The sequence below is a fragment of the Vibrio sp. HS-50-1 genome (assembly GCF_024747315.1).
GTDB classification, from domain to species: Bacteria; Pseudomonadota; Gammaproteobacteria; order Enterobacterales; family Vibrionaceae; genus Vibrio; species Vibrio diabolicus.
This window is the reverse complement of the sequence record NZ_JAMPZF010000042.1, coordinates 1-26,243: the sequence shown is the minus strand read 5'-3', so window position 1 is coordinate 26,243 and position 26,243 is coordinate 1. Positions and strand designations below refer to the sequence as shown.

The window sequence follows — 26,243 nt, the reverse complement described above, 5'->3', positions numbered from 1 at the left end:
TTAGAAGTCGTATGATGCCTCGATGTAAAGCTGACGGCCGATTGGATCGTCATATCCAGTTGCATAGAATGGAGAGGTATCATTTAGAGGATCGGCAGGCGGTACCTTGTCAAACATGTTGATAGCACCAAGAGTTACACGACCACTCTCGTTGAATTGGTAAGAAGCCGTTAGGTTCCATGTTGTCATGCTCGCGATTTCTGCTTTGTAACCAGCTTTCTTAGCAGAGTCACAGTCATCAAAGTAGTAACGGTTCGCATAGCTTGAACACATACGGTCACGGTATTTACCAAATAGGTTGATAGCGACATCTTCGTATGCCCAGCCAAGGTTTAACGTTGCGGTGTATTCAGGCATGAAATCTCTTTCATCCGTTACTGGCTCACTGTCGTTTTCTTGATATTCAGCAATCAAGATCTTAGTTACAGCTACGCGCGTATTGAATGAACCGAACTCATTAGTGTCGTAAGCATATTTCACAGCAAGGTCAACACCAGAACGCTCTTCATATGACTGGTTGACTGGGCCGTAAGATACGGACTTGATTGTACCATCTGTATTACGAACTACTTCTGTGCCTGGGTATTTACCTGGATCGTTAATTACGTCTTGGTAAGTTGGTGCTGTTACGACGTCTTCCATCTTGATGTGGTACCAGTCAACGGTTACGCCAAGGTCATCCACAGGTTCCCAAGCTAGACCCAAGTTAATGTTTGTACTTGTTTCTTCTTTCAGCTCAGAGTTAGGGCCGTTAAGCGTATCGAAGTATTGAGTATCACACTCTGGGTACTTATCTTTATCTTGTGGGCCGCTACCACCAGCGTTGGCACAAAGCACAGGGTCAAAACCAGAACCAAAGCCTCGAGTTTGATCGCCAAATAGTCGTTTCAAGTCAGGAGCTCGGAAACCTAGACCGTAGCTACCACGAAGTAATAGAGTGTCAGTAGGACGGTATGCTAGTGCTACTTTAGGAGTGAAGGCTCCGCCTGTTGCCGAGTCGTCGAAGTAGTGGTCATAACGACCAGCGACAGTCATTTCCAAATCTTCAATGATAGGAATTAGGGCTTCGACACCAAGACCAATCTGATCACGGTCACCGCCACCTGATGTTCCGCCTAGACCAGAGAAACCACCAGCTGCTGTTGTCGCATCAATCGTTTCATTGTAGTCAGTACGGTTCCATTCACCATAAACAGCAAAGCCAGACATACCAGCAGGCAGTTCAACCAAATCACCAGCCAGTGAGCCGTTAACAGAGTAAAGCTTTGAGTAGGCTTCTTTGCTTGATGTGCCGCTGTATTTGTTTACGACGTCTTGAGAGATAGGCCCTAGAAGATCGACATCGCCATTTTGTACGGCTTGATCAAGAGTTAGGAAGATTGCTGGGTTGCTTGTTTCAACGCTTTGCTCAGAGTAACCAGCTGATAGGTCCCAATCATACGTATCAGCAAGCAGGCCGTTCAAGCCTAAGGTTAAGCCAAAAGAATCGGCTTCAGTGTTACTTTCGCGTGGGCCAAATTCGACCATACGGCGAGTGTATTCACCTTCGCCACGGAAGTGAGTGGCATCAACTTCTACGCTGTAAGGGTTAGGTTCGAATTCAGATTCTGTAGACTTGTAGCCAAAACGGGCTTCTGCCATGGCAGTGACATTGTCGTTAATGTCCATTTCACCACGTAAAAGCAGGTCTACTTGTTTATTTTCTGGTTTCAACGTTCGGTATGCAGAGCGGTTAACACCACACTTGCCATCCGCTCGTTCAATTGCGGCATCACCAACGACTTCTTTACATGAAGAACCAGCATCAGCTGGTGTTAGAAGTGTTCCGTTTGCGCCTTCAAAGTTTGCACCGTAGCTAGAGTAACCACTTAGCTGAGAACGGCTAGAACCGTCATCGCCAGCCCAATCATCTCGGTCAGATTGCTTAAGCATTTCGTTGCCCGCAAATTGGCCAACGAAGAGAATACGTTTATCGTCAAAATCTTTACCGGCAACAACGTCTAAACGGCCATTTTGGTAGCCACCATCTGTTGCGTCACCCGCACGTACTTTTACAGAAACGCCATCAAAGTCTTTCTTTAAAATGAAGTTTACGACACCGCCGATCGCGTCGGAGCCGTAGATAGCGGAACCTGAATCAGTCATTACTTCAACACGCTCGATAGCGGCAACAGGGATTTGACCAATGTCTTGGAAGTTAGATGTGCCATCTTGAGCCAGTGGGTATTGAGGAAGGCGACGACCATCGATAAGAATCAATGTGCGTGAAGCGCCAAGACCACGTAAGTTGACTGACTGTGCTGCAGGTGTGAATGAGAAAGAGTTCGTTTGAGCCATTACACCACCGGTGTTTTGAGTCAAACTGTTCAACACGTCTTGCGCGCTGTTAAAACCTTTAGATTCAATATCTTTACTATTAATAACAGTAACTGGTGAAGGACCTTCCATATCCGTCGTGGAGATACGCGAACCAGTAACTTTCATCTTTTGAAGTTTTTCAACTTGTTGCTCTTCTGCCAGTGCTGTTGCTGGGGCTACGACTGCTGCTGTCCCCAACGCAAGGCTTATCGCAACAGATAAAGCGGTTGTGTTTTTATACATCCTTGTTGCTCCGATTATTATTATTTCCTATGTCTGGCCGCATAGCGGCCAATTGTGACGTTAATATTTCGTTAACGTTCGGCCAATGTATAACCGAGATGAAAAAAGGAAGTCAAACCAGTGGTAAACGGGGATGCTTAAATGTAAAAAAGATGTAAATAACCAGGGTTGGTTTAAAACGCGGAATAAAAAACTAAATAGCCTTACCAAGGCGACATCAAATTTCAATAAAACACCGTATTTTGTGTTTCTTATAAACTTTAATGACTTATCTTGCCTATGGTTTTTTAGTGGGTAATTGAATCTGAAAAAAGATATTTTTCCAGTGAATTGTTCTGAGATGAGTTTTATATCGAATCCATACTTTGGTGACTCGAACTTATAGGGTGGTATCAAAATATGATACCCATTGCTGTAAAAGGGCTCACTCGTATTTTTAGGTCAAATATACATGTGGTGGATATGTCTATTTATTCCATGTATTTGCATTTTTATGTAGGGTTTTGGCTCTAAACAGCCTAGATTGATATTCTGTGTGAATTATTTTTGTGGTTTTTTATAATTTTTTACAAAAACATTTCTGTTTTTCGACTTCGGAGGAAGTTTGTCATGTTTTGGTTTCAAACACTTGAAGCTGATGTGGATTCAAGATAAATATGACGCTGAAATTATTGCAGTAGTAGAAAAGTCTGGTTCTTGAAACGCAGGGAGTGTGTTTCAACAGTTTTAGTTACTACGAGATAAATATGCACCACTTTGGGCGGGGAACTTCCTCTTTCACTCTGCCTGAACTGGACAGTAGACAAGGAGCAAGTTGTATATGCTGTCGTACTTTTTACGCCGTTTGGCGTTGGTGATACCAACGTTTCTCGGGATAACTATTCTTATCTTTGCTATCACTCGTTTCGTGCCGGGCGGACCTGTTGAACGCATGTTGTCACAAATGCAGTCTCAAGGGGATGGTGCCGCATCAATGACGTCTGCTGGTGGCAATACCGCCCTTTCTGATGATCAAATCGCTGAGCTAAATGCGTTTTACGGTCTGGATAAGCCAGTGACAGAAGCGTATGTGGAGTGGCTAAGTCGCTTGGTCGTGCTAGACCTTGGTGAGTCAACACGTTACTACGAGCCTGTCTCTGACATGATTGCAGAGCGTTTACCTGTGTCGTTATTTTATGGCGGCATGACCTTTTTTATCAGTTATTTTATCTCGATCCCTCTTGGTTATTACAAGGCGCTCAAGCACGGCTCTGTGTTTGATTCCGCTTCTTCAATACTCATCTTTGTGGGCTATGCCTTGCCTGGCTATGTGGTGGGTGTATTGCTAATCACGCTATTTAGTTATCACTTGGAATGGTTTCCGATGGGAGGCTTTGTCGGCGATGACTTCGACGATTACGAAACTTTCTTTGAACGCGCCAAGGACATCATGTGGCACGCGGTGTTGCCTTTAATCTGTTACCTCATTGGCGACTTTGCAACACTGACAATGACGATGAAAAACAACCTGATGGAAAACCTTTCTTCAGACTATATCCGTACAGCTATCGCGAAGGGCTTACCTTTCAAAAAGGCGGTTCGTAAGCACGCGTTGCGTAACAGCTTAATCCCAATCGCGAGTCACTTTGGTAACTCTTTGTTGTTCTTCATGACTGGTGCCTTCCTGATTGAAGTTATCTTCAATATTGATGGCATTGGCTTATTGGGTTACGAATCAATCATGGAGCGTGACTACCCTGTTGTTATGGGTATTGTCGCCATTAATGCGCTGTTGCTGCTCATTGGTAACATTATTTCAGATATTTGTGTTGCTTTAGTCGACCCACGTGTGAAGTTTGGAGCGTAACATGATTAAAGTTAGTCCATTAACTCAAAAGAAAATTCGCCACTTTAAAGAGATCAAACGAGGCTATTGGTCGTTTGTCATTCTCTCAATCATGTTGATCCTGTCGCTCTTTGCTGAACTTCTGATTAATAGTAAAGCGCTAGTCGTCAAGTACGATGGTAGCTACTATTTTCCTGTTGTCAGTGATGTCCGTTTAGGCAGTGAATTTGGCCAAGAGTCATCCAGCGAAGCGGATTATCGCGTACTGCAAAAAGCGTTTGAGGCCGAAGGGGGCGACAACTTTGTTATTTTGCCGCTTGTGCCATGGAACCCATATGAACAAGATTTTAGTGGTGATTTCCCGCCAACAGCGCCTAGTGCCGAAAACAAGCATTATTTAGGTACAGATGTGATAGGTCGCGATATTTTGGCGCGACTTGTCTACGGATTCAGAACGGCAATGGGATTTGCGTTGCTCACCATGGCAATTTCCTACGCGATCGGTACCGCAGTTGGTTGTGCTATGGGTTTTTGGGGCGGTAAATTTGACTTGTTTGTACAGCGACTTATCGAAATCTGGTCAATGGTACCGTTTTTGTACGTCATTATGATTCTTGTCTCAATCGTTCAACCGACGTTCGCTCTCTTTGTCGCTATTAACGTGCTTTTCACCTGGATGGGCATGACATGGTACATGCGGACCATGACTTATAAAGAAGCGGCACGAGAATACGTAATGGCGGCACGTGCTTTAGGGGCATCGACGGGACGTATTTTGTTTAATCACATCCTACCGAATACGATGGTGATGATTGTGACATTGGCGCCGTTCACTATTGCAGCAAACATCACTGCGCTGACCGCTTTGGATTATCTAGGTTTAGGTCTGATGCCACCAACGCCAAGTTGGGGGGAACTGCTACAACAAGGTAAATCTAACCTAGACTCGCCATGGATTGTTGCCTCAGTGGTGACGTCAATTGTACTCGTGTTGGTAATGGTGACCTTTATTGGTGAAGCCATTCGAGCGGCCTTCGACCCGAAAAAATTCACACGCTATGTTTAAGCGAGCATTGTGAGCAAAACATAAAAAAGGGAAGTTTTATGAAGAAATTATTTTTAGCGTCCACGCTGAGCGCCCTGAGTTTTGGTGCAATGTCAGCAACGCTTCCGACGGACTTAAACTGGCAAACAAACTGGGATGAGCCTCAATATGGTTCGCCTGAAGCGAAACGTGGAGGGACCTATCGCACCTTCATGTCAAGTTTTCCACAGACGTTACGTAGTGTTGGTCCAGACGCCAATGCGGGGTTGCGTTCCTTTATCTTGGATGAAACCCCTGGATTGGTGGTTCGCCACCCAGACACTTTAGAGTTCATCCCTGAACTTGCTAATGAGTGGGCGTTAGCTGGCGACAATAAAACCGTCTATTTCAAACTCAATCCAGAAGCCAAATGGTCGGACGGCAAGCCTGTGACTGCCGACGATTTTGTATTCATGCTTAAGTTTTATCGTTCTAAGGATATCCTAGAACCTTGGTACAACGATTATTACAACAAAACCATTGCGGAGGTTATTAAGTACGACGCTCATACGTTTGCTGTTAAGGCCGCGAAAGAGTTCAATCCGGAAGAATTATTGCTAAGAATGGGGGCTTTACGCCCACGTCCCGCACACTTTTATGCCAATCCTTCAAAGGATGAAAATGGTGATGGTATTCACGACAACTTTGTCCGTTACTACAACTTTAAGAGTGAACCAACGACCAGTGCGTACTACCTAGATGATATCAAAAAAGGTAGAAGTGTGACTTTCAAACATGTTGGTGAAGATTGGTGGGGTTACAGCAATAAGTACTACCAAAATCGCTACAATGTCGACAAGATTCGCATCACGGTGATCCGCGATAGCGATATTGCGATGAAGCATTTTGAAAAGGGTAAGTTGGATGCATTTGGTCTGGTTCTGCCAAGCTTATGGCACGATAAATCGAATACGGAACCGTACCAAAAGGGTTACATTCAAAAGTTCTGGGGTTACAACCAATTTCCAGTCGGTGCGGGCGGCGTATGGATAAACACCGCGATGCCTTTGCTGGATGATTTAAACGTTCGCAAGGGCATTACCTACGCAATTGATTTTGATGGCATGATTGAGAACATCATGCGTGGTGACTACTCCCGTAAGCCAAACCCGACGGGTTATGGCCATGGTAAATACACCCTACCAGACGCGAAAGCACCGAAATTTGACCCCGCAAAAGCGGCCGAGGCATTCGAAGCCGCAGGCTTTAACAAAATTGGTTCCGATGGTATTCGTGTCAATGATAAAGGTGAGCGTTTAAGCTTCGAGCTGACCTACGGAACACCTGTTCATACTCCTCGTATTGCTTTTTTGCGTGAGCAAGCCAAGCTAGCAGGGTTGGATATTGAGCTCAAGTTGGTTGATGGCTCATCCATGTTCAAATACGTCCGTGAGAAAAAGCACGATTTGGCTTTCTTAGATATGGGTACGTCCGAGATCCCAACGTATTGGGAGTACTTCCATTCAGTCAATGCGAACAAGCCGCAAACTAACTCTTTCACAAACTACAGCACGCCAGAGCTGGATGAAAAGATCATCGAGTATCGTTTTAGCATGGATATGGATAAAAAGATCCAGCTAGGTCATGAGATTCAGCGTGACATAATTGATGCGCACGTTATCGTAACAGGCTACATGATTCCTTATGTCCGCTACGGTCACTGGCGCTGGCTAAAGTTTCCTGATAAGCCAATGAATCGCATGACAGAGGCGTTGTTTAGTGGTGGCATCATAGGGGATGGCACTTACTGGATTGATAGCGATATCAAGAAAGAAACCAAACAAGCGATGAAATCAGGCAAAGCTTTTGAACCTGTCGTCGTCGTAGATGACACTTATAAGCTGTAAGGATTGGTTATGGAAAACGATGTAATCCTAAGTGTTAAAGATCTCGAAGTTGAATTCACCACCGATGATGGACCAGTGAAGGTGCTGCATGGTGTGAACTTTGATGTGAGAGCTGGACGTACACTCGGTCTGGTGGGAGAGTCAGGCAGTGGTAAGAGCGTAACCTCAATGTCGATCATGGGGCTTTTACCTAAGCCATATGGCAACATCATCAAAGGTGAAGTGAATTATCGCGGCACCAACCTAGTTGATTTGCCTGCGGAAGAGATGTACGCCATGCGTGGCGATCGCATTTCGATCATCTTCCAAGATCCGATGACGGCGCTCAATCCAGTACACACTATTGGTCGTCAAATATGTGAAGTGCTTGAACTCCATCGACCAGAGCTCGACAAAAAGGAGCGGGAGGCTTTCTCGATTGAGATGCTGGCAAAAGTCAAAATCCCAATGCCAGAGAAGCGATTGAATGAGTATCCCCATAACCTATCTGGCGGTATGCGCCAGCGTGTCATGATCGCGATGGCGTTGGCCTGTAAGCCGGACATTCTGATTTGTGATGAACCGACTACGGCGTTGGATGTTACGGTTCAGGCGTCTATCCTTGAACTGATGAATGAGCTTCAGGAAGAAACAGGCATGGCGATGATCTTCATTACTCACGACCTCGGGGTTGTGGCAGAAGTGTGTGATGATGTTGCCGTGATGTATGGTGGGCGTATTGTCGAAAAAGCAGAAATTTTTGAGTTGTTTGATAACCCACAGCACCCATACACAGAGCGTTTGATGGGGTTGATGCCGAGCTTAGATAATGAGCCGAAGCAGATGATCGATATCAAGCCTATTGATGCCAGTATGTTTGCCAGTTAACTGGGCAAAGTGAACGAGTCATAAAAGAGGATGTTATGGCAAAAGAAGTATTAAGAATTGAAAATCTTAAGCAGCACTTTGTTTCTGGTAAAGGGCTGTTCAAGAAAGGCTACACCATCAAAGCGGTAGACGGGGTTTCACTGTCTGTTTCTGAAGGTGAAACACTGGGACTAGTTGGTGAGTCAGGTTGTGGTAAAAGCACCCTTGGGCGCACGATCTTAAAGTTATACGAGCCAACGGAAGGTAAGATTTTCTTTGAAGGTAAAGACATCACTAAACTGTCTGTCAAAGAGATGCGATCGCTGCGTAAAGACATGCAAATCGTCTTTCAAGACCCAATGGAATCACTCAATCAGCGTCATACCATCGGTATGATTCTAGAAGAACCGTTTGTTATTCATAAAATCGGTACGCCAGCCGAGCGCAAACAGTGGGTAAAAGAGCTTTTAATCAAAGTGGGCTTGCCAGAAACGGCAGTCAACCGCTATCCACATGAGTTTTCAGGCGGCCAACGTCAGCGTATCGGTATTGCTCGCGCGATAGCATTGAAGCCTAAATTACTGATTTGTGATGAATCGGTATCTGCGTTAGATGTGTCGGTACAGGCACAAATCTTGAACCTATTACTACAACTGCAACAAGAGATGAACTTGGCGATCATCTTTATCTCTCACGATCTCTCTGTGGTGAAACACGTCTCTGACAAAGTTGCCGTGATGTATTTTGGTAAAGTGGTAGAAGCAGGCAGCGCGAAAGAAATTTATGCAAACCCGCAAAACGAGTACACCAAGAAACTCCTATCTGCGATTCCGATCACCCACCCTAAATATCGGAAGAAAAAGCGCCTGGCTGAAAAAAAGCAGCAAGTGGCGTAAGTGATGCCACAGGTCCTATAACACAAAAACGCTCCGCCAAATAAGCGGAGCATTTTTATAGGTCTATGTTAGGTCTTGGTGTTGATTGACGCCTGAGTATTATGATTGATTGAAGATCGTTGCATGCTAAACTCAAGGCCTATCTTATTTGTCTGGATAATGGACCATGCCGTCGAATTTACCGAAATCCTTTAGTCGACCGTTCCTGAAAATCTTCCATATTTTGGAGGCGGTATTACTAGTCTCTATTACCTTGGCGACGTTGTACGCCATGATGCAAGAGTTTGTACACGTATTTGTCGAGAAGCGTGTCTTACTCACGGATATTCTTTTGATGTTTATCTATCTGGAAGTGCTCGCCATGGTGCAGCAGTTCGTGATGAACGGTAAAATTCCGGTACGCTATCCTATCTATATCGCGATGATGGCGATCGCCCGCTATATCACACTCGGAATGAAAGAGCTGGATGCGGTTTTGGTTGTGTGGTTATCTCTGGCAGCGTTTATCTTAGCTGCGGCAACGTTGCTCATCAGAGTCGGGCATCATTATTGGCCCTACGTTGATAACAGAACCTTGGAAAAAGATGAATAAAAGAAAGCCCCGTACTAGCGGGGCTTTTTTGTTTCAATACTCGATGACTTTTAGATCATTCAATATTTTGGATCTGCTCACGCATCTGTTCGATCAGAACTTTCAGTTCAACGCCCGATGCGGTGATGTCGGTGCTGATGGATTTCGACGCTAGCGTGTTCGATTCACGGTTGAACTCTTGCATCATGAAGTCCAGACGACGACCCACTGCGCCACCTTTTTTCAGAATGTTTGTGGTTTCTTTTACGTGAGAGTCCAAGCGATCGAGCTCTTCAGCAACATCCGATTTTTGCGCTAGCAAAATCAACTCTTGCTCGATACGAGACGGATCCAGTTCCACTTTAGCGTCTTCGAACTTCGAGAATAGTCGCTCACGTTGCCATTCTAAAATTTCTGGCATGCGGGCACGCACTTTTACGACTTCTGCAGAGATGGCATCTAAACGCTGTTCAATCAGCGCTTTCATGTTCTCGCCTTCACGAGCACGCGCTTCAATAAACTCATCCATTGCGCCATCAAACGCTTCTAGTAGCACTTTATTTACCGCATCCATGTCTTGCTCTGGCGTTTCCATTACCCCCGGCCATTGCATGACTTGAAATGGATTGATTCGGCTCAGTTCACCAGTCATGTGCATGACTTGTTCAGCGGCCTTAATTACTTGGCTAGCAAGCGCTTCGTTGATGCTAAGCTCACCTTTTGCGGCAGGGTTTGCTTCAAAACGCAGATTACATTCCACTTTGCCTCGCGCTAAGCGCTTACGAAAACGCTCGCGTAAAACGGGCTCTAATCCGCGAAATTGTTCTGGCATGCGGAAGTATGTTTCCAAATAACGTTGGTTCACGCTGCGGATTTCCCATACCGCAGAACCCCAGTCGCCTTTTACTTCTTTGCGTGCATACGCTGTCATACTGTAAATCATCGAATTTTCCTGTCTTCATTTTTTGAAAATTACTTAAAGAGTGTATCACGCTGCGTCGATAGGTGCGCGGGATGTATGGATTGTTTATGTTGTGCCAGCGGCGTAACCTATGAATCCGGAATCGATTCCGTTATAATCTTCGCCCAACCAAATCGTCTTCTCCTCATATTTAAGGTAGATGCCCATGCGTCCAAACGATCGCAAGGCGGATCAAGTTCGCCCTATCAAAATTACTCGTAACTACACAGCTTACGCTGAAGGGTCAGTGCTAGTTGAGTTCGGTAACACCAAAGTGTTGTGTAATGCGACCGTCGAAGAATCTGTGCCACGTTGGCTAAAAGGTCAAGGTAAAGGCTGGGTTACAGCTGAATACGGCATGCTACCTCGAGCAACACATTCTCGTACTCGTCGTGAAGCGGCAAGTGGCAAACAAGGCGGCCGTACGATGGAAATTCAGCGTCTTATTGCGCGAAGCTTACGTGCCGTTGTCGATCTAAAAGCCATGGGTGAGTTCATGATCACCGTTGACTGTGACGTTATCCAAGCTGACGGTGGTACGCGTACTGCATCTATCAGCGGCGCAAGCGTTGCAATGGCTGATGCGTTCCAACACCTAGTGGATAGCGGTAAGCTAAAAGCGAATCCAATGAAAGGCCACGTAGCGGCGGTTTCTGTCGGCTTGCTAGGCGATGAAGTATTGTGTGATCTTGAATACGTTGAAGATTCAGCGGCAGACACAGACATGAACGTGGTAATGACCGAAGAAGGCAAGATGATTGAAATTCAGGGCACTGCAGAAGGTGAACCGTTCAGTCACGAACAGCTGATGGCATTGCTCGAGTCGGCGAAAATCGGCATTACGGAAATTGTCGCAGCGCAGAAGGCGGCGTTAGCCAATTGATTTTAATAGCTCCCATTATGGGGGCTATTTTTTTATCTCGACAATAGAGAAATGAATGATTGTCGAGAAGAGACACAAGAAACTAAGGACATAGAGAGAAAATAATGAAAGCATACCAGCGTGAATTTATTGAGTTTGCACTTGAGAAAGAAGTTCTTAAGTTTGGTGAGTTTACTTTGAAATCTGGCCGTAAAAGCCCGTACTTCTTTAACGCTGGTCTTTTCAATACTGGTCGTGACCTAGCGAGTCTTGGTCGTTTTTACGCAGCAGCGCTTGCAGATTCAGGCATTGAATTCGATGTACTGTTTGGCCCTGCGTACAAAGGTATTCCTATTGCAACGACAACAGCAGTCGCGCTGGCGGATCACCACGATATCGACACGCCTTACTGTTTCAACCGTAAAGAAGCAAAAGATCATGGCGAAGGTGGCAACCTTGTTGGTTCTGCGTTAGAAGGTCGCATCATGCTGGTGGACGACGTGATTACGGCGGGTACGGCAATCCGTGAATCGATGGAAATTATTAAAGCAAATGGCGCTGATCTTGCGGGTGTGTTGGTTGCTATCGACCGCCAAGAGAAGGGCAAGGGCGAGCTTTCTGCGATTCAAGAAGTTGAGCGTGACTTTGGCTGTGCAATCATCTCAATCGTTAGCCTGACTGACCTTGTGACTTTCCTTGAAGAGAAAGGCACAGACAAAGAGCATCTAGAAGCAGTCAAAGCGTACCGCGCAGAATACGGCATTTAATTCGTTACTTTTTCTGAAAAAGTAAAAAGGGCAGATGGATATTCATCTGCCCTTTTTTGTTTTTGGATTCATCGCCTTGACCACTTACTTATAGCGAATGCCTTTCTCGACATGCTCATCTTGCATGGTTTTATAGCGTTTATGGAGCCACATCCATTGCTCTGGAGCGCGTAGAATGACTTCTTCCACATACTTGTTCATATAAACGGCAGCGGCGACTTCGTCTTTTTGTGGATAATCGGCTTCAATGCACTTATCGGCGATGATGTCGTATTTTCCTTCGTCATTGCGAAACCCTGAGCCTGGGATGATCGCACATTTTGAGGTATACGCCAGAATGCTCGTGCCTGTTGTCGTACACGCATCGTCTACGGCAAAGAAGGGCACAAATACTGATTTTTTGCGACCGTAATCGTGATCCGGTAAATAGAACAGACGCTCACCGCTGCGTAAAACACGAATCATCTTTTTTACATCTTTACGATCAATCAGTTTATTGCCGTTATGTGTCCGTCCCCAATACTGGATAAAGTTATAAGCAGGATTATTATGCGGACGAAACGCGCCGTACCCTGCCACGCCTAACACGGCGAAAGCACGCGCAGTGATCTCTAGATTAAGAGCATGGACACAACAAAGTAGGACGCCTTTACCTTCTTTGGCTTTTTCACGCAGTGCGCCGAGATCTTTCTCGACGATCAGGTTTTTAAAGCGCCAAGTCGGCCAGAACCAAGTGATCCCGGTTTCTATGAGTGCCATACCGGTATTTTTGAAGTTCTCTTCAACAATATGTTGAATCTCTTCAGGTGTTTTGTCTGGAAAGGCCAATTCTAAGTTACGTTGAGCAACGTGGACACGCTTTTTACCGTAGCGCATGCCAAGTTTACCGAGTGAACGACCTAATGAAAGCAGCAGCCGATAAGGAAGAATATTGACGAGGATGGCCAACAGACCAAACCCAAGCCATACGCCCCAGTTACGAGGGTGAAGAAGTGAAAGAGAAAACTCGGGCTGCGTGTATTTGTCTTTACTCATAATCTTTTACTTTATTTGTGCACTCAAAAGCGCCCAGTACTCGTCAAAGTTTGCAGTCGGCTGGTATTTAAAGTCGCTACGCACAAAGCGGTTTAGGCTACCCTCAACTTGTCCCAGAATTTGCGCGGCTAGGATGCGCTCTTCGACAGGGAAAGACTTCCCTTCACGAATCTTACGTTCACGCAGGATCTGGCGCAATTGTGTTTCTATGCGCTCAAAGAGTTGATTGATGCGTTCACGTAGGCGTTCATTTTCAAACATTAGAGCATGGCCCGACAAAATGCGTGTCAGACCAGGGTTACGTTCAGAGAACGCCAAAATAAGGTGCATCACCATACGAATACGCTCTAGTGTATCTTTTTCGTCGTCTAGAATACGGTTGATACGTGTCATCAAGGCTTCTTCAATGAACTCAATCAACCCTTCGAACATGCGCGCTTTACTTGGGAAATGACGATACAGCGCGGCTTCTGAAACGCCGACTTGCTTGGCCAGTTTTGCCGTAGTAATACGTGAAGCGCCTTCTGTTGATTCAAGCATTTCTGCTAATGCTTGTAAGATCTCTTCACGACGGTTGGATTTTTTACTGCCGGCCATTAGTTACTTCCTTTCAAAATACAAAGTTGAGCGGAGGGGATTATAAGACGCTATTTCGCCTCAAACTAGACCACTAAGGGTGGAATGGGAGATTTAACACCCTTAGTTGTCATGTTTGTACCAAATTTATGCCAGCTTTTGTGAAAAGTTGGCAGGGTTTTCAAACGTTAGTTACATCAATTGATGCATTTTTTCGAGAATTTTAAAGCTCAATGCTTCTTTTGATTCTAAATCGAGCGCAAGTTCACCCTCAGGCCAGTACAGGGTAATCGCGTTGTCGTTGCTGTTAAATCCTTGCCCTGCAACCGAAACGTCGTTTGCACAGATCATATCGAGGTTTTTCTTTGTTAACTTGCCTCGAGCGTAGGTCTCTACGTCATTGGTTTCAGCCGCAAAGCCGACGGTAAACGGACGCTTCTCCGTCATTGCTGCCACAGATGCAACAATATCAGGATTTTTAACCATATTAATGACCATTTCGTCGTTGTCTTCTGTCTTTTTCAACTTTTGAGACGCGATCGTTTGTGGGCGGTAGTCGGCAACGGCAGCGCAGCTAATAAAGGCATCATGCTGGTTTGCATGTGTCATAACGGCTTCGTGCATCTCTTGTGCACTGGAAACATTTATGCGCTCAACACCTACGGGCGTATTTAAACTGACAGGACCGCTCACGAGGGTGACTTTTGCTCCCATCTGCGCTGCGGCGCTCGCCAATGCATAGCCCATTTTCCCGGAGCTATGGTTCGTAATGTAACGCACTGGATCAATCGCTTCGCGAGTTGGTCCGGCGGTAATGAGTATCGACTTACCTTCTAGCAATTTTGGTTGAAAGAACTGTTCACATAGATGTACTAGCTGCATTGGTTCCAGCATTCGACCTGGTCCTACATCACCACAGGCTTGCTCTCCTGCAGCGGGGCCCCAGATGTGCATACCACGACGCGCTAACGTAGCGATGTTCTCTTGGGTTGCGATATTGCGATACATCTGTTGATTCATCGCAGGAGAAACAGCAACAGGGGAATCCGTCGCGAGCACGAGCGTAGTAAGTAAATCGTTCCCCATGCCTGCGGACATGCGCGCGATTAAGTCCGCGGTCGCTGGCGCTAATAGCACTAAATCTGCCCACTTGGCCAATTCAATATGGCCCATAGAGGCTTCCGCCGCTGGGTCTAATAAACTGTCCGAGACAGGACGGCCCGAAACGGCTTGCATGGTTAAAGGGGTAATGAACTCTTTTGCTGCTTTCGTCATTACAACTTGAACTTGCGCTCCTCTCTCTATGAGGCGACGGGTTAGCTCCGCACATTTATACGCAGCAATACCGCCACTGATGCCGAGTAGAATTTTCTTTCCTGCTAGTGTTTGCATGTGAGATCTCCAATTTGATGACCGGATTTTAACACAATTCAAAGTCTGACCGCCCGAGCATATATAACGAGAAGATAATTCACATCAAACTCCAGAGTATTAATCTGACCGAGGAAGGGAAAATTCTCGCCTACCTCACAGACAAGTTGCGCGGAGTTTGCAAGTCTGAAAAGAAAAAGAGGTAGTGGAAACCATGGTGTTGAAAAGTCGAAACAAATTGCTGCTGATAACCCTAATTCCGCTGTTGTTGATCACCACGTTGATCTCAGTGGTGTATTACATCAACAGCAGTAAAAGTTTGGAAGCGGAGCTGGCAAGAGACAGACAAGAGCTCATCGAAACGAAGAAGAAAGAGCTACAAGCCTACATGATGATGGGCGTGACGGCGATAAAACCGTTATACGACACGGATGTAAATGGAAGTAATAAAGAGGCAGCAAAAGAAATTCTGAAAGCCATGCGCTTTGAAAGCGATGGTTACTTTTTTGCCTACGACTCTCAAGGTGTGAATACGTTACATGCCATCAAACCTTCTTTAGAGGGTAAAAACCTTTACGACTTAAAAGATGAAAATGGGGTCGCAGTTATCGCGGGCTTGATTGATGCTTCTCAAAAAGGGGATGGGTTCCTCTATTTCTCGTGGCACAAACCGACCATTGACGCACAAGCGCCTAAGCTAGGCTATGCAGAATATTTATCGAAATGGGACTGGGTTTTAGGCACTGGTGTTTATATTGATGACATCGACCAGCAAGTTGCGATGCACAGAGAGTTAAAGACTCAAGAGCTAAAAGAGCATACGTTATCTGCCGTGTTGATTTCCGTTGTTGGGTTGATCATTACCAGTGTTCTCACCAGTATCGTGGTGTCGAAAGGCATTCAGCCATTACAACATGTCGCGGCGTCATTGAAAGATGTAGCCGCAGGCGGCGGTGACTTAACGGCTCGTTTAAAAGTCGAAAGTCAGGATGAAGTCGGTGAAGTGGCGGCCGCGTTTAATGAGTTTATGGATAAGCTGCACCCACTGATGCAGGATATCCACCGCTCTGCGACGACAGTACAGACCGTTTCTCAAAGCCTGAACACTCAGACCAGCCAAGCGAGCGGTCAAATGCAGGATCACTGTTTAGAGACGGACAAAGTCGTGACTGCGGTGACACAAATGAGCATGACAGCGAAAGAAGTAGCGAGCAATACCAATGCGACTGCACAGGCGATTGAGGATGCCAACAGTCAAGTCACCGCCGCTCAGCATGAGGTCGAGCAAGCAATAGAAGGCATTACCGAACTCGTGACGGAGATAGATAGCACGTCAGATGCAATTTCTGAGTTGAGTTTACAGACCGAAAAAATAACCAAAGTGCTGGATGTGATTGGCGAGATAGCCGAGCAAACGAATTTGTTGGCCCTAAATGCGGCGATTGAAGCGGCTAGAGCGGGTGAGCAAGGCCGAGGGTTTGCCGTCGTTGCGGATGAAGTTCGCTCGTTAGCCAGTCGTACACAAAATAGTACTCATGAAATTGGCGACATGCTCAAGCAGCTACAAAATGGTGTATCAAGAGCGGTCAGTACAATGTCGGTGAGCCAAAAACGAGGTGTAAAAACGGCGGAAGAATCGGCGCTCATTCAGCAATCTCTTTCTGGTGTTCATCATTCTATCGGTACGATTCGAGATATGGGTATTCAAACCGCGTCTGCCGCCGAAGAGCAAAGTGCGGTTGCAGAAGACATCAACCAAAACTTAGTGGCTATTCAACAGATCGTGAACAACATTAATGAGACGTTGCAGCATGCCGAGTCAATCAGCACGCAGCTATCACAGTCTGGAACAGAAATTCACGGCTTGGTTGGCAACTTTAAACTCTGATGAACTGTTAAGTTGCATTGAAAGCACTGATGGTACGAAGAAAGCGAAAGTCACACTCGACTTTCGCTTTTTGTTTTGTGGAATAGGGGCACTTTCCATATAAAGAGACATCAGATGATACTGAAAGCTATGCCAACTGAGTCCATGCCCAGGGAGAAGCTGCTGCAACGAGGACCGCAAGCATTAACCGATGCTGAGCTACTGGCTATTTTCTTGCGCACGGGCACCCACGGAATGAACGTAATTGAACTTGCAGACTTCCTTATTCAAGACTTTGGTTCGCTAAGACAACTATTTTCAGCATCAGAGCAAGAGTTTTGTCGTCATAAAGGGTTGGGACAAGCCAAGTATGTTCAGTTGCAAGCGGTACTAGAAATGACGCAGCGCTATTTAGCGGAAACGCTAAAGCGTGGTGACGCCTTAACCAGCCCCGACCAAACTAAGTTATATCTGTCTTCTATTTTAAGGGATCGGCAAAGAGAGGCTTTTTATATTCTTTTTCTCGATAACCAGCACCGAGTGATAAAAGATGAAATTTTATTTGAAGGAACGTTGGATGCCGCGTCGGTTTATCCAAGAGAAGTCGTCAAGCGTGCTCTGCATCATAATGCGGCGGCTTTGATTTTAGCGCACAATCATCCTTCAGGCGTTGCTGAGCCGAGCCAAGCTGACAGAAGGATTACAAGGCGTCTCACCGACGCATTAGCATTGGTGGATATTCGTATTTTGGACCATTTCGTCATCGGAGATGGGGAAAGTGTCTCTTTTGCTGAAAGAGGTTGGATATAACTGTGCGTTTTTTAGGTTGTTAGTTGCTAAAAATCTGCTATCATCCACGCCACTAAATTTTTAACTGAATTCAGCTTGGACTGCTAAAAAAATCTGCTGTCTAAAAAAAGATCACGAAAACCTGTAAAAAGGATCTGTTCGGGTCTTGAGCAATGCATATCAAGTTAGTATAATGCGCGACCTTTGATAGCCTTGTATGGATTTTCCATAGCGGTTCTTAACCTCTAACTTCTTTTCGAGAGATAGAGAGGTTCGGCCACCAAGGTTGATATCGAGCTGAAACGATTTTGGAGAAGACATTCATGTCACGAGTATGCCAAGTAACTGGTAAGCGTCCAGTAACGGGTAACAACCGTTCACACGCACGAAATGCTACTAAGCGTCGTTTTCTGCCGAACCTACAAACTCATCGTTTCTGGGTAGAGAGCGAAAAACGTTTTGTTAAACTACGTCTATCTGCTAAAGGTATGCGCATCATCGACAAGAAAGGTATTGATACTGTTCTTGCAGACATGCGTGCACGTGGCGAAAACGTTTAAGAGGAAATAAGCAATGGCAAAGAAAGGCGTTCGTGAGAAAATCCGTCTAGTATCTTCTGCAGGTACAGGCCACTTCTACACAACTGATAAGAACAAGCGTAACATGCCAGGCAAATTTGAGATCAAAAAGTTTGATCCAGTAGTTCGCCAGCACGTTATGTACAAAGAAGCAAAAATCAAATAATTGGTTTCAGTCTCTTTGATGAATTGAAAAACCCAACTTTCGAGTTGGGTTTTTTATTACCTGAATAAAAAAGTGTTCAGTACGTCATCGGATTATAAAGTACTGCTGAAGTTATTTTACTGGTCCGACTCTATACTCGAATTTTTTGATTGATCGCTCTCTGCCGCTTAGTTACCACTTCCCTACACACTTGCACACCGTTGTTCTAGTCAAGCTCAATACTCTTTGGTAGTTTACTCATAACTATAAGAGAGTAGAGATGGTTATGCGTGTGAGTCCGGCTCGTCGCCGCCGATGGAACAATATTCTTATTCTGGGCATTATCGCGTTTATAGTGATCTTAAATGCGCCGATGTGGATCAAAACTTACCTATTAACAGACCAAGCAGACCCTTACCCAAATGTACTTCGCTCCGACTATACAGTGGAGTCTTTGTACTATAGTGGCTGGGAATTCGAACTGCATGATGGACGATGGCAATCCAACATCAAAGTCGATGCACCGATCAGTGAACTTGTATCACGCTGGCAATCATTGGAAGGGACCGAGCTTACCTCGGAACAGTTCGATCATTTAAAACCTAACCTGACGATACCTGAAACGGTAGAAGTCTGGTATCAGGATCTCGAAGAGCCGCAGCGGGTGACTTTCTTTCGTTTACCTGATTTTTGGCTATTTAAAACTTGGCAAGACAAATGGGTCGCTATCTCCGTCGATGAAAACTACCTTATGCCAGAGTAAAGCCTTTTTGCGTCTATACCCCTAATAAGCTTCTCTATTTATCGTTTTTCTTTTCGATTATGCTAGCAGCGAGAACTATTAGCCGGTGAATTGGAGAATCTAATGCCTGAGTTGCCAGAAGTTGAAGTCAGTCGTATGGGAATTAGCCCCCACATGGTTGGACAAACGATCCAGTCGTTTACTTTTCGAACGCCTAAATTGCGCTGGGATATTCCTATAGAGCTTAAAAAATTGGAAGGGCAGGTGATCCGTGCGATTAGCCGTCGTGCGAAATACTTACTGATCGAGACAAACACAGGTACAGCCATTGTTCACTTGGGCATGTCTGGGTCTTTACGTGTCCTAGATGCCGACTTTCCGCCAGCAAAGCACGATCATGTGGATCTCAAACTAAGCAGTGGAAAAATACTGCGTTATAACGATCCGCGTCGTTTTGGGGCATGGCTGTGGTGTGCTCCTGGCGAGTCACATGCTGTACTAGCAAACATGGGGCCTGAGCCTTTAACTGAAGAGTTCAATGCGGAATATGTAGCGGAGAAAGCTAAAAATAAGCGTGTCGCCGTCAAGCAGTTCATCATGGACAACAAAGTCGTGGTTGGTGTCGGGAACATCTACGCGAATGAGTCGTTGTTTAAATCTCGAATTCACCCTTCAAGGCCTGCAGGTAAGCTAACTTCTCAAGAGTGGGGGTTACTTGTTGAAAATATCAAAATGACACTTGAGATTGCCATTACGCAAGGTGGGACTACGCTGAAAGACTTTGCGCAAGCCGATGGAAAGCCGGGTTATTTTGCACAAGAGTTATTAGTTTACGGAAAAGCCGGAGAGCCATGCCCAGAATGTGGCGAACTACTTCAAGAGCTAAAAATAGGGCAGCGTAATACCTTCTTTTGTAGTGAGTGTCAGAAGTAAGACGAGCTAATATCGAGCTTAAGTTGTTGTAATCTTGCGCTCGAGCCTCAATAATTCAATCAGTTTCGAATAACTTAGTAAATTATATGAAAGTCATTTATCCGGGCACTTTTGATCCAGTGACTAATGGTCATCTCAATCTAATAGAACGTACTCACGAAATGTTTGATGAGGTTGTGATTGGCGTAGCCGCAAGCCCATCGAAGAACACAATGTTTTCATTGGAAGAGCGCGTTGCACTGATGCAGGACGTTGTAGCGCATTTACCTGGTGTGACGGTAAAGGGGTTCTCTGGGTTATTAGTGGATTTCGCGAGAGATGAGCAAGCTAAGGTTCTTATTCGTGGTTTGCGAACAACGGTAGACTTTGAATACGAGTTTGGACTGACCAACATGTACCGAAAGCTATTACCAGGTATCGAAAGTGTATTTTTGACACCTGAAGAAGAGTTTGCATTTCTATCGTCGACTATCGTGAGAGAAGTGGCCATTCATGGCGGAAGTATCGATCAGTTCGTTCCCAAGCCAGTAGCCATCGCGATTGGGGAAAAACTGAATGAAAGACAGTAAATTCCCTTATTATTTCTCAAACGCTCTCTCGATACTTATCCCTTGTTTTGTATATCGAGCACAAGCAAAGCGTTTACTTTCGAATTTAACTGAAGCCGAGAAGCAACTCTGCCTTGAGCGGATGAACTATTACAACAAGTGTGAAACGCCGTTTTCAGTCGATAGCCGAGAACAAAGTTACGCGACTGTCGATACATTCAAAAAAACGAAAGGTTGGACGTATTTTTTCGATCTTCGCCAAGTTGTACGCTATTTCCCTTCCAGTTTTGCGTTTAACTACATCAACGGTGATGTTACACACATTCCCAATGTACCGAGCTTTATAAAAAGCCGCCCTATTTTTGGTAGCAACCAAAATTCAGTGGTATTGAAACTCAACCAAGTTCGTCATTTTAAATTTGTTGATGATCCTGTTCGCTATCAAGATAAAAAGGACATGGTCGCTTGGCGTGGTGTGGGCTTTCAGCCTCATCGTCAAAAGGTGATTCATGCGTTCTACAACCATCCGCAATGCAACATTGGCCAGACCCGCCCGGTAGAAGGGCAGCCTTGGGAAAAAGACTTTATGAGCATTGAGGAGCAACTTCAATACAAGTTCTTGTTGTGTATAGAAGGCAATGATGTGGCCACCAACCTTAAGTGGGCTATGTCGTCTAACTCCTTGGTTATTATGTCAAAGCCAAAATATGAGACTTGGTTTATGGAAGGTAAGTTAGAGGCTGGTGTCCACTATGTTGAAGTGAAGGATGACTATTCGGATTTGCCCGAAAAGATGGACTATTATCTAGCGAATGAGCAAGAAGCATTAGCGATCATTGAAAATGCGCACCAGTGGGTTGAGCAGTTCAAAGATAAACGTAAAGAGCGTTTGATCTCATTGATGGTTGCCGATAAGTACTTCGCTTTATCTCAGCAACAATAAAAAAGGGGCGAAACGCCCCTTTTTATAATCTTAAGCTTCTAGAAATTGATCAACACCATTCTCACAGCGTTTAAGCTTGTTTTTAATGGTGTTCTCTAAAATCTCGTCATTTTGTCCGAGTGACGCACGAGAGTTTTCTACGTGGTACAAGTGGTAGCCTACACCTGCGAATTTTAGGTAAAGACGTGACTTACCCGCATTCAACATGCGATGAACAAACTCGCTGTCTTCGCGTCCCCATCCAACAAAATCTTGGTTGAAGCCATTCACCTCGATGACATCTTGTCGCCAAAACGCCATGTTGCAACCGCGAGTGGCTTTATCGTTATTGCGCTCGTAAGAGAACCATTTCGATAGCAAAGCGTTGGTGATGCAGTTTTTACGATTGCGAATGCCTTTGCTGAAGATAGAAGGCACTAAGCCGTTTTCCATGATGGCCTTGCTGCAGTTTTCATCCGTTAACACACGTCCACCCTGCACAAACCAATTTGGCTTTGCGACTTGTTTATGTGATTCAATAAACGTTTGAGACAACACCATATCGCCATCAATCATGATGAGGTAGTCACCTGATGCTTTTGCGATAGCACGGTTGCGGCTCATTGAAAGTTGAAAGCCATTATCTTCGTGCCAGCTATGAATAAGTGGTACGGGAAAGCCGTCACGCAGTTGGTCGATCATTGCTTTGGTATCGTCTCGAGAACCGTCATCTGCAACGATGACTTCATCAGGCAAAACGGTTTGACGTTTCACGCTTTCTAACACCGCTTTTAATGCTTCTTTCCAGTTGTAAGTGGTGATAATTAAAGTCGTTTTCATGATTTTTTTGCCTGTTCACGTAAGTAGAGATCGATATATTTTACAAAAGTAGAGTGCATGCTTAGCCAAGCTAGAATGAAACCATGTTTGCCATCAAGGAAGCCTCGTTTGAGAACATACATCTTCAAAAAGCTCGCAAGAGCGTGAACAATTGCAGTGGTTAAGCCGGATTTCTTTTTACCTTCACGTTCATCCGTCCAGGCCTTGAGGTAGCCAGTGGTTTTATTGATGTAATGATGAAGGTGCTCGTAAGTGTAGTGATGCAGTCGACCATCCAGTTTTTCAGTTTGATAGTTTTTCTCATCAACTTTTTCATGAACGAGCGAATCATTATATTGCGTATATTCGGTGCGATATAAGCGCACAATCCAGTCTGGAGACCAACCAGAATGGTAGATGAACTTACCAAACGCTGAGCTTAGTCGATTAAGTTTGTATAAAACGTTCGGCTTATTGGCTGATACCGCGTGTAAGATACTTTCTTTTAGCTCTGGAGTGACTTGTTCGTCCGCATCAAGCCATAAAACGTAGTCTGCCGTAACGTATTGCTGCGCAAGTTGGCGTTGTTTACCGAAACCTGGCCAATCTAGGTTGGTGTAAAACTTATCCGTGTATTGTCGGGCGATTTCTTCGGTGCGATCGGTGCTGCCCGAGTCTAGAAGGACAATCTCATCGACCCAATCTTTTACTGTGTCTAGACAAGCTTGTAAGTGCTTCTCTTCATTTTTTACAATTAAGGCAACGGCTAAGGTTGGTTTGGACAAGGTCATTTCCTTCTTAACAAATCAAGACAGTAAGTTTACTGGTATTGAGGATACAAATCTTCTAAGACTTGATCGAACATGCTCATTACTTGAGTGTTAGTAATGCGGTTCATTGCCGTTTCATCTTTAGCGCGAGTTCGCCAGTTTAACTCGTGACGGTTTTTACCTGTTTCTGCAAAGATCGTTTCTTCATAAACCGAGACAACGTATTTTAGGTAGCGGTAAGGTCCCACTCGAAGCGGATTATGGTGTGCATAGAGCCCGATGATTGGCGTTTTCATGGCATTTGCCATGTGTGCTGGTCCGGTATCGGGGGCGATGACCATTTCAACCTTATCTATTAACGCAAGCATTTGCAGAATTGAGCTTTGTCCAACTAAATTTAGACACGGTTCTTCCAAGCGAGATTGAATGGCCTCTGCCAGGTCCAATTCTACCTGAGCAGGGCTGCCTGCCAGAATCACGTTCCAGCCTTTTGCTCTGGCGTAATGAATCACATCCACATAACCTTCCGCGTTCCAGTTTTTATAAGCTTTGCTCGCACCAGGCACAATCAGCAGGTTAGGTTTATTACGAGAAATATGAGACTCTGCCCAAGCTTGGTCGTGGTCTGAATAAGAAAGTACCCAGTCCAGTTCTGCCTTTGGTACCCCAATTTGATGGGCAAAGGCCATTAAGCCATCTGCGACATGCAGAGATTGCGGGGAAGGCACTTTGACATTGGTAAATAGCGTCTGAAAATCTTGGCTTCTATCAGAAGAGAAACCAAGTTTGTATTTTGCTTTAATGCCCAACGTCGCGACACTCGCTCGAATCGCGTACTGCATATGCAATAGCGCATCAAACTCTCTGCCTTTCAGCTGTCGCCAAAGCGATTTGTAGCCATCGAGTCCCGCTTTTTTATCAAAAACAATCACTTCTACGCCATCAATGGCGGCTAATAACTGGGCTTCAAGTTTACCCGTTATCCAAGTAATCTGGGTCGAAGGCCAGTGTTTCTGAATAGCTTGAACGGTGGCGATGGTATTGCAAACGTCTCCAATAGCGGACAAACGCAAGATGCATAATGACGATGGGGCAGAAGTGAACATAATTATTGTCTGATTCGATGAATAGAGGCAGGTAAATTATGCAGACATCCCCAATAAATGTAAAATACACGGCTCGAATATAGCTAAGTACTGATAAGTGTTCTGCAATGTCAAAGACAACACCGCATCAATCGCAAGAATCTGGCAAACCGGGTAATACCGGGCTAAAGCGCATCGTTAAAGCGACGGGTTATTCGATCCAAGGATTAAAAGCGGCTTTTAAGCATGAAGCTGCCATTCGACAAGAGTTGGCTCTGTTGAGTATCGCTGTGATTTTGGCTTGGCTAGTGGATGTCGGCATGGTTGAGCGTATCTTAATGATCGGGGTCGTGGTGTTAGTCTTGATTGTAGAGCTTGTGAATTCAGCTATTGAGGCTGTGGTTGATCGTATCGGTATTGAGCGGCATGAACTCAGTGGTCGAGCTAAAGACATAGGCTCTGCTGCCGTTATGGTTGCATTGGCGTTCGCCGGATTTACTTGGTTGTATATATTAGCCAGCCGATATTTAGGCTAGAGGGTAAGCGCGTGACTCAACAGTATCCAAACAACAACCAAATGATCTGGTTTGATGACGAGATCATTACAGACCCTAGCCAACCGATATTTGATGCGGAATACTGGCAGTCCTTAGACAAGGTGGTTGGCAGTGCGACGGGTAGAGGCACGACTTGGTTTATCCAACTAGAGAACATGCAAGCAGCACTGCGTCATTACCGTCGTGGCGGTTTGTTTGGGAAGTTGGTTAACGATCATTATTGGTTCTCTGGCTGGGATAACACCCGTTGTGCGCAAGAGTTTCAGCTTTTGTTGGCGCTAATCGAGGCTGGGGTGCACGTTCCTCGTCCAATTGCAGCAAGAGCCGTAAAGTCAGGGTTCTTCTATCAAGCTGATTTATTAAGTGAGCGAATCCCGAACGCCAGAGATCTGGTCAGTATCTTGCAAGAACAATCCTTATCGGCAGAAATGTATCAGAAAATAGGGCAAGAAATTGCCAAGATGCATCAGGTTGGCGTTAACCATACCGATTTGAATATCCACAATATCTTGATCGACGACAAAGATAAGGTATGGATTATCGATTTTGATAAGTGTCGTTTTGAAACTTCTGGTGACTGGAAGCATCAAAATCTAAATAGACTTCTGCGTTCATTTAATAAAGAGCGTTTAAAGCGACAGATTATTTGGCAAGAATCCGATTTTGAACATTTTCAGGACGGTTATGCTTCTCAATCTTAATTGAGTTTTTTATCATTTTATATTGATTGCTCTAAGTAAGCCTTCTTGAGTCTAACGATGCTCGAGTGAGTCTATAAACTACAATAATCATAAAGTATTCATGTGTATCTGATGGCACAAAAATTAACGTAGGTAACATTTGTAATGAAAATATTAGTAACCGGTGGAGCAGGCTTCATTGGGTCAGCTGTTGTCCGACATATCATTCGTGACACCCAAGATACCGTTATCAATTTAGATAAACTGACCTACGCAGGGAATCTAGAATCACTGGTTGATGTCTCAGAGAGTGAACGTTACTATTTTGAGCAAGTAGATATCTGTGACCGAGCTGAACTAGATCGCGTGTTTTCAGAGCATCAACCCGATAGGGTGATGCATTTGGCCGCCGAGTCTCATGTCGATCGCTCTATTGATGGTCCTGCTGCTTTTATTGAGACCAACGTGATGGGCACTTACCATTTGCTTGAAGCGGCTCGCCAATATTGGTCGAACCTAGATGAAGCGCGCCAATCGGCATTCCGTTTTCATCATATTTCTACGGA

The 26,243-nt window shown here is 45.1% G+C and carries 27 protein-coding genes; 19 read left to right on the top strand and 8 right to left on the bottom strand.

The features are described 5' to 3' along the window. Positions 1-2,601 carry a TonB-dependent siderophore receptor gene (locus tag NDJ01_RS17665; RefSeq protein WP_047009405.1) on the bottom strand — a complete coding sequence of 867 codons (2,601 nt, stop codon included), beginning with the start codon at positions 2,599-2,601 and terminating at the stop codon, positions 1-3. An 820-nt stretch (positions 2,602-3,421) separates the two neighbouring features. Here NDJ01_RS17665 and NDJ01_RS17660 point away from each other — a divergent pair. The 6 genes from NDJ01_RS17660 (at position 3,422) to NDJ01_RS17635 (ending at position 9,691) form a co-directional block, all read left to right on the top strand. Further along, positions 3,422-4,447 carry an ABC transporter permease subunit gene (locus NDJ01_RS17660; RefSeq protein ID WP_005394935.1) on the top strand — a complete coding sequence of 342 codons (1,026 nt, stop codon included), beginning with the start codon at positions 3,422-3,424 and terminating at the stop codon, positions 4,445-4,447. A gap of 1 nt (position 4,448) precedes the next feature. Beyond that, entirely contained in the window at positions 4,449-5,492 is a 1,044-nt protein-coding gene (locus NDJ01_RS17655; protein ID WP_006741815.1) for an ABC transporter permease, read from the top strand. A 38-nt stretch (positions 5,493-5,530) separates the two neighbouring features. Continuing rightward, positions 5,531-7,357: an extracellular solute-binding protein gene (locus NDJ01_RS17650; protein WP_258587072.1), complete on the top strand. Its 1,827-nt coding sequence runs from the start codon at positions 5,531-5,533 to the stop codon at positions 7,355-7,357. Between the two features lie 9 nt (positions 7,358-7,366). Further along, positions 7,367-8,224 carry an ABC transporter ATP-binding protein gene (locus NDJ01_RS17645; protein WP_005394932.1) on the top strand — a complete coding sequence of 286 codons (858 nt, stop codon included), beginning with the start codon at positions 7,367-7,369 and terminating at the stop codon, positions 8,222-8,224. 35 nt (positions 8,225-8,259) lie between these two features. Beyond that, positions 8,260-9,099, top strand: a complete 840-nt coding sequence (locus tag NDJ01_RS17640) for an ABC transporter ATP-binding protein (protein ID WP_005394930.1) — start codon at positions 8,260-8,262, stop codon at positions 9,097-9,099. 166 nt (positions 9,100-9,265) lie between these two features. Then, positions 9,266-9,691 (top strand): phosphate-starvation-inducible protein PsiE, encoded by a 426-nt coding sequence (locus tag NDJ01_RS17635; protein WP_012841209.1) that lies wholly within the window; start codon positions 9,266-9,268, stop codon positions 9,689-9,691. A 55-nt stretch (positions 9,692-9,746) separates the two neighbouring features. Here the strand turns inward: NDJ01_RS17635 and NDJ01_RS17630 are convergent, their stop codons facing one another. Then, positions 9,747-10,613, bottom strand: coding sequence for a YicC/YloC family endoribonuclease (locus NDJ01_RS17630; RefSeq protein ID WP_005395766.1), 867 nt, complete (start codon positions 10,611-10,613; stop codon positions 9,747-9,749). Between the two features lie 184 nt (positions 10,614-10,797). Here NDJ01_RS17630 and rph point away from each other — a divergent pair, with 184 nt between their 5' ends. Both rph and pyrE read left to right on the top strand, forming a co-directional pair. After that, positions 10,798-11,514, top strand: coding sequence for a ribonuclease PH (gene rph, locus NDJ01_RS17625; RefSeq protein ID WP_104971148.1), 717 nt, complete (start codon positions 10,798-10,800; stop codon positions 11,512-11,514). Between the two features lie 104 nt (positions 11,515-11,618). Continuing rightward, complete coding sequence (gene pyrE / locus NDJ01_RS17620; RefSeq protein ID WP_258587071.1) at positions 11,619-12,260, top strand: orotate phosphoribosyltransferase; 642 nt, start codon at positions 11,619-11,621, stop codon at positions 12,258-12,260. Positions 12,261-12,344: 84 nt separating this feature from the next. Here the strand turns inward: pyrE and NDJ01_RS17615 are convergent, their stop codons facing one another. From NDJ01_RS17615 to coaBC, 3 genes are all read right to left on the bottom strand, one after another. Continuing rightward, on the bottom strand, positions 12,345-13,295 hold the full coding sequence (locus NDJ01_RS17615) for a Kdo(2)-lipid IV(A) acyltransferase (protein WP_258587070.1): 951 nt from the start codon (positions 13,293-13,295) through the stop codon (positions 12,345-12,347). Between the two features lie 6 nt (positions 13,296-13,301). Continuing rightward, positions 13,302-13,892: a nucleoid occlusion factor SlmA gene (gene slmA / locus NDJ01_RS17610; protein WP_005395778.1), complete on the bottom strand. Its 591-nt coding sequence runs from the start codon at positions 13,890-13,892 to the stop codon at positions 13,302-13,304. Positions 13,893-14,063: 171 nt separating this feature from the next. Then, complete coding sequence (gene coaBC / locus NDJ01_RS17605; protein WP_085343398.1) at positions 14,064-15,263, bottom strand: bifunctional phosphopantothenoylcysteine decarboxylase/phosphopantothenate--cysteine ligase CoaBC; 1,200 nt, start codon at positions 15,261-15,263, stop codon at positions 14,064-14,066. Between the two features lie 193 nt (positions 15,264-15,456). On the opposite strand from coaBC, the gene NDJ01_RS17600 reads away from it, so the two are divergent. The 8 genes from NDJ01_RS17600 (at position 15,457) to NDJ01_RS17565 (ending at position 21,787) form a co-directional block, all read left to right on the top strand. Further along, positions 15,457-17,130 (top strand): methyl-accepting chemotaxis protein, encoded by a 1,674-nt coding sequence (locus NDJ01_RS17600; RefSeq protein ID WP_085343399.1) that lies wholly within the window; start codon positions 15,457-15,459, stop codon positions 17,128-17,130. A gap of 114 nt (positions 17,131-17,244) precedes the next feature. Beyond that, the gene (gene radC, locus NDJ01_RS17595) at positions 17,245-17,919 is read left to right on the top strand and encodes a DNA repair protein RadC (RefSeq protein WP_047009421.1); all 675 of its coding nucleotides are present in this window, start codon (positions 17,245-17,247) and stop codon (positions 17,917-17,919) included. Between the two features lie 302 nt (positions 17,920-18,221). Then, positions 18,222-18,458, top strand: a complete 237-nt coding sequence (rpmB, locus tag NDJ01_RS17590; RefSeq protein WP_005384783.1) for a 50S ribosomal protein L28 — start codon at positions 18,222-18,224, stop codon at positions 18,456-18,458. A 13-nt stretch (positions 18,459-18,471) separates the two neighbouring features. Next, on the top strand, positions 18,472-18,642 hold the full coding sequence (rpmG, locus tag NDJ01_RS17585; RefSeq protein ID WP_004410866.1) for a 50S ribosomal protein L33: 171 nt from the start codon (positions 18,472-18,474) through the stop codon (positions 18,640-18,642). Between the two features lie 265 nt (positions 18,643-18,907). Further along, on the top strand, positions 18,908-19,384 hold the full coding sequence (locus NDJ01_RS17580; protein WP_192943668.1) for a hypothetical protein: 477 nt from the start codon (positions 18,908-18,910) through the stop codon (positions 19,382-19,384). A 102-nt stretch (positions 19,385-19,486) separates the two neighbouring features. Continuing rightward, positions 19,487-20,296 (top strand): bifunctional DNA-formamidopyrimidine glycosylase/DNA-(apurinic or apyrimidinic site) lyase, encoded by an 810-nt coding sequence (gene mutM, locus NDJ01_RS17575; RefSeq protein ID WP_258587069.1) that lies wholly within the window; start codon positions 19,487-19,489, stop codon positions 20,294-20,296. 86 nt (positions 20,297-20,382) lie between these two features. Continuing rightward, a complete protein-coding gene (gene coaD / locus NDJ01_RS17570; protein WP_005395788.1) occupies positions 20,383-20,865 on the top strand; it encodes a pantetheine-phosphate adenylyltransferase in 483 nt (160 codons plus the stop codon). Then, positions 20,852-21,787 carry a glycosyl transferase family 90 gene (locus tag NDJ01_RS17565; RefSeq protein WP_257889413.1) on the top strand — a complete coding sequence of 312 codons (936 nt, stop codon included), beginning with the start codon at positions 20,852-20,854 and terminating at the stop codon, positions 21,785-21,787. The genes coaD and NDJ01_RS17565 overlap by 14 nt, the downstream gene beginning before the upstream one ends. Before the next feature lie 30 nt (positions 21,788-21,817). Here NDJ01_RS17565 and NDJ01_RS17560 read toward each other — a convergent pair whose 3' ends face one another. Genes NDJ01_RS17560 through NDJ01_RS17550 form a run of 3 tightly spaced genes read right to left on the bottom strand, consistent with a single transcriptional unit; the run spans position 21,818 to position 24,461 of the window. Continuing rightward, on the bottom strand, positions 21,818-22,606 hold the full coding sequence (locus NDJ01_RS17560) for a glycosyltransferase family 2 protein (protein ID WP_053808663.1): 789 nt from the start codon (positions 22,604-22,606) through the stop codon (positions 21,818-21,820). Continuing rightward, entirely contained in the window at positions 22,603-23,370 is a 768-nt protein-coding gene (locus NDJ01_RS17555; protein WP_054867810.1) for a glycosyltransferase family 2 protein, read from the bottom strand. Before NDJ01_RS17555 ends, NDJ01_RS17560 begins: the two co-directional genes overlap by 4 nt. A gap of 35 nt (positions 23,371-23,405) precedes the next feature. After that, positions 23,406-24,461, bottom strand: a complete 1,056-nt coding sequence (locus tag NDJ01_RS17550; RefSeq protein WP_258587068.1) for a glycosyltransferase family 9 protein — start codon at positions 24,459-24,461, stop codon at positions 23,406-23,408. Positions 24,462-24,568: 107 nt separating this feature from the next. On the opposite strand from NDJ01_RS17550, the gene NDJ01_RS17545 reads away from it, so the two are divergent. The 3 genes from NDJ01_RS17545 to NDJ01_RS17535 form a co-directional block, all read left to right on the top strand. Further along, complete coding sequence (locus NDJ01_RS17545) at positions 24,569-24,976, top strand: diacylglycerol kinase (protein ID WP_138939698.1); 408 nt, start codon at positions 24,569-24,571, stop codon at positions 24,974-24,976. A gap of 11 nt (positions 24,977-24,987) precedes the next feature. Further along, entirely contained in the window at positions 24,988-25,698 is a 711-nt protein-coding gene (locus tag NDJ01_RS17540; protein ID WP_258487785.1) for a 3-deoxy-D-manno-octulosonic acid kinase, read from the top strand. 144 nt (positions 25,699-25,842) lie between these two features. Next, on the top strand, positions 25,843-26,243 hold a 401-nt coding region (locus tag NDJ01_RS17535), incomplete at its 3' end, for a GDP-mannose 4,6-dehydratase (RefSeq protein ID WP_258586551.1).

Excerpts from the sequence above, each read along its gene's own strand:
- NDJ01_RS17565 (WP_257889413.1), top strand. The coding sequence starts at position 20,852 with ATGAAAGACAGTAAATTCCCTTATTATTTCTCAAACGCTCTCTCGATA.
- coaD (WP_005395788.1), top strand. The coding sequence starts at position 20,383 with ATGAAAGTCATTTATCCGGGCACTTTTGATCCAGTGACTAATGGTCAT.
- NDJ01_RS17545 (WP_138939698.1), top strand. The coding sequence starts at position 24,569 with ATGTCAAAGACAACACCGCATCAATCGCAAGAATCTGGCAAACCGGGT.
- NDJ01_RS17665 (WP_047009405.1), bottom strand. The coding sequence starts at position 2,601 with ATGTATAAAAACACAACCGCTTTATCTGTTGCGATAAGCCTTGCGTTG.
- NDJ01_RS17560 (WP_053808663.1), bottom strand. The coding sequence starts at position 22,606 with ATGAAAACGACTTTAATTATCACCACTTACAACTGGAAAGAAGCATTA.
- NDJ01_RS17630 (WP_005395766.1), bottom strand. The coding sequence starts at position 10,613 with ATGATTTACAGTATGACAGCGTATGCACGCAAAGAAGTAAAAGGCGAC.
- rpmB (WP_005384783.1), top strand. The coding sequence starts at position 18,222 with ATGTCACGAGTATGCCAAGTAACTGGTAAGCGTCCAGTAACGGGTAAC.
- coaBC (WP_085343398.1), bottom strand. The coding sequence starts at position 15,263 with ATGCAAACACTAGCAGGAAAGAAAATTCTACTCGGCATCAGTGGCGGT.
- NDJ01_RS17645 (WP_005394932.1), top strand. The coding sequence starts at position 7,367 with ATGGAAAACGATGTAATCCTAAGTGTTAAAGATCTCGAAGTTGAATTC.
- NDJ01_RS17615 (WP_258587070.1), bottom strand. The coding sequence starts at position 13,295 with ATGAGTAAAGACAAATACACGCAGCCCGAGTTTTCTCTTTCACTTCTT.
- NDJ01_RS17580 (WP_192943668.1), top strand. The coding sequence starts at position 18,908 with ATGCGTGTGAGTCCGGCTCGTCGCCGCCGATGGAACAATATTCTTATT.
- rph (WP_104971148.1), top strand. The coding sequence starts at position 10,798 with ATGCGTCCAAACGATCGCAAGGCGGATCAAGTTCGCCCTATCAAAATT.
- radC (WP_047009421.1), top strand. The coding sequence starts at position 17,245 with ATGATACTGAAAGCTATGCCAACTGAGTCCATGCCCAGGGAGAAGCTG.
- rpmG (WP_004410866.1), top strand. The coding sequence starts at position 18,472 with ATGGCAAAGAAAGGCGTTCGTGAGAAAATCCGTCTAGTATCTTCTGCA.
- slmA (WP_005395778.1), bottom strand. The coding sequence starts at position 13,892 with ATGGCCGGCAGTAAAAAATCCAACCGTCGTGAAGAGATCTTACAAGCA.
- pyrE (WP_258587071.1), top strand. The coding sequence starts at position 11,619 with ATGAAAGCATACCAGCGTGAATTTATTGAGTTTGCACTTGAGAAAGAA.
- NDJ01_RS17550 (WP_258587068.1), bottom strand. The coding sequence starts at position 24,461 with ATGTTCACTTCTGCCCCATCGTCATTATGCATCTTGCGTTTGTCCGCT.
- NDJ01_RS17655 (WP_006741815.1), top strand. The coding sequence starts at position 4,449 with ATGATTAAAGTTAGTCCATTAACTCAAAAGAAAATTCGCCACTTTAAA.
- NDJ01_RS17660 (WP_005394935.1), top strand. The coding sequence starts at position 3,422 with ATGCTGTCGTACTTTTTACGCCGTTTGGCGTTGGTGATACCAACGTTT.
- NDJ01_RS17640 (WP_005394930.1), top strand. The coding sequence starts at position 8,260 with ATGGCAAAAGAAGTATTAAGAATTGAAAATCTTAAGCAGCACTTTGTT.
- NDJ01_RS17600 (WP_085343399.1), top strand. The coding sequence starts at position 15,457 with ATGGTGTTGAAAAGTCGAAACAAATTGCTGCTGATAACCCTAATTCCG.
- mutM (WP_258587069.1), top strand. The coding sequence starts at position 19,487 with ATGCCTGAGTTGCCAGAAGTTGAAGTCAGTCGTATGGGAATTAGCCCC.
- NDJ01_RS17635 (WP_012841209.1), top strand. The coding sequence starts at position 9,266 with ATGCCGTCGAATTTACCGAAATCCTTTAGTCGACCGTTCCTGAAAATC.
- NDJ01_RS17650 (WP_258587072.1), top strand. The coding sequence starts at position 5,531 with ATGAAGAAATTATTTTTAGCGTCCACGCTGAGCGCCCTGAGTTTTGGT.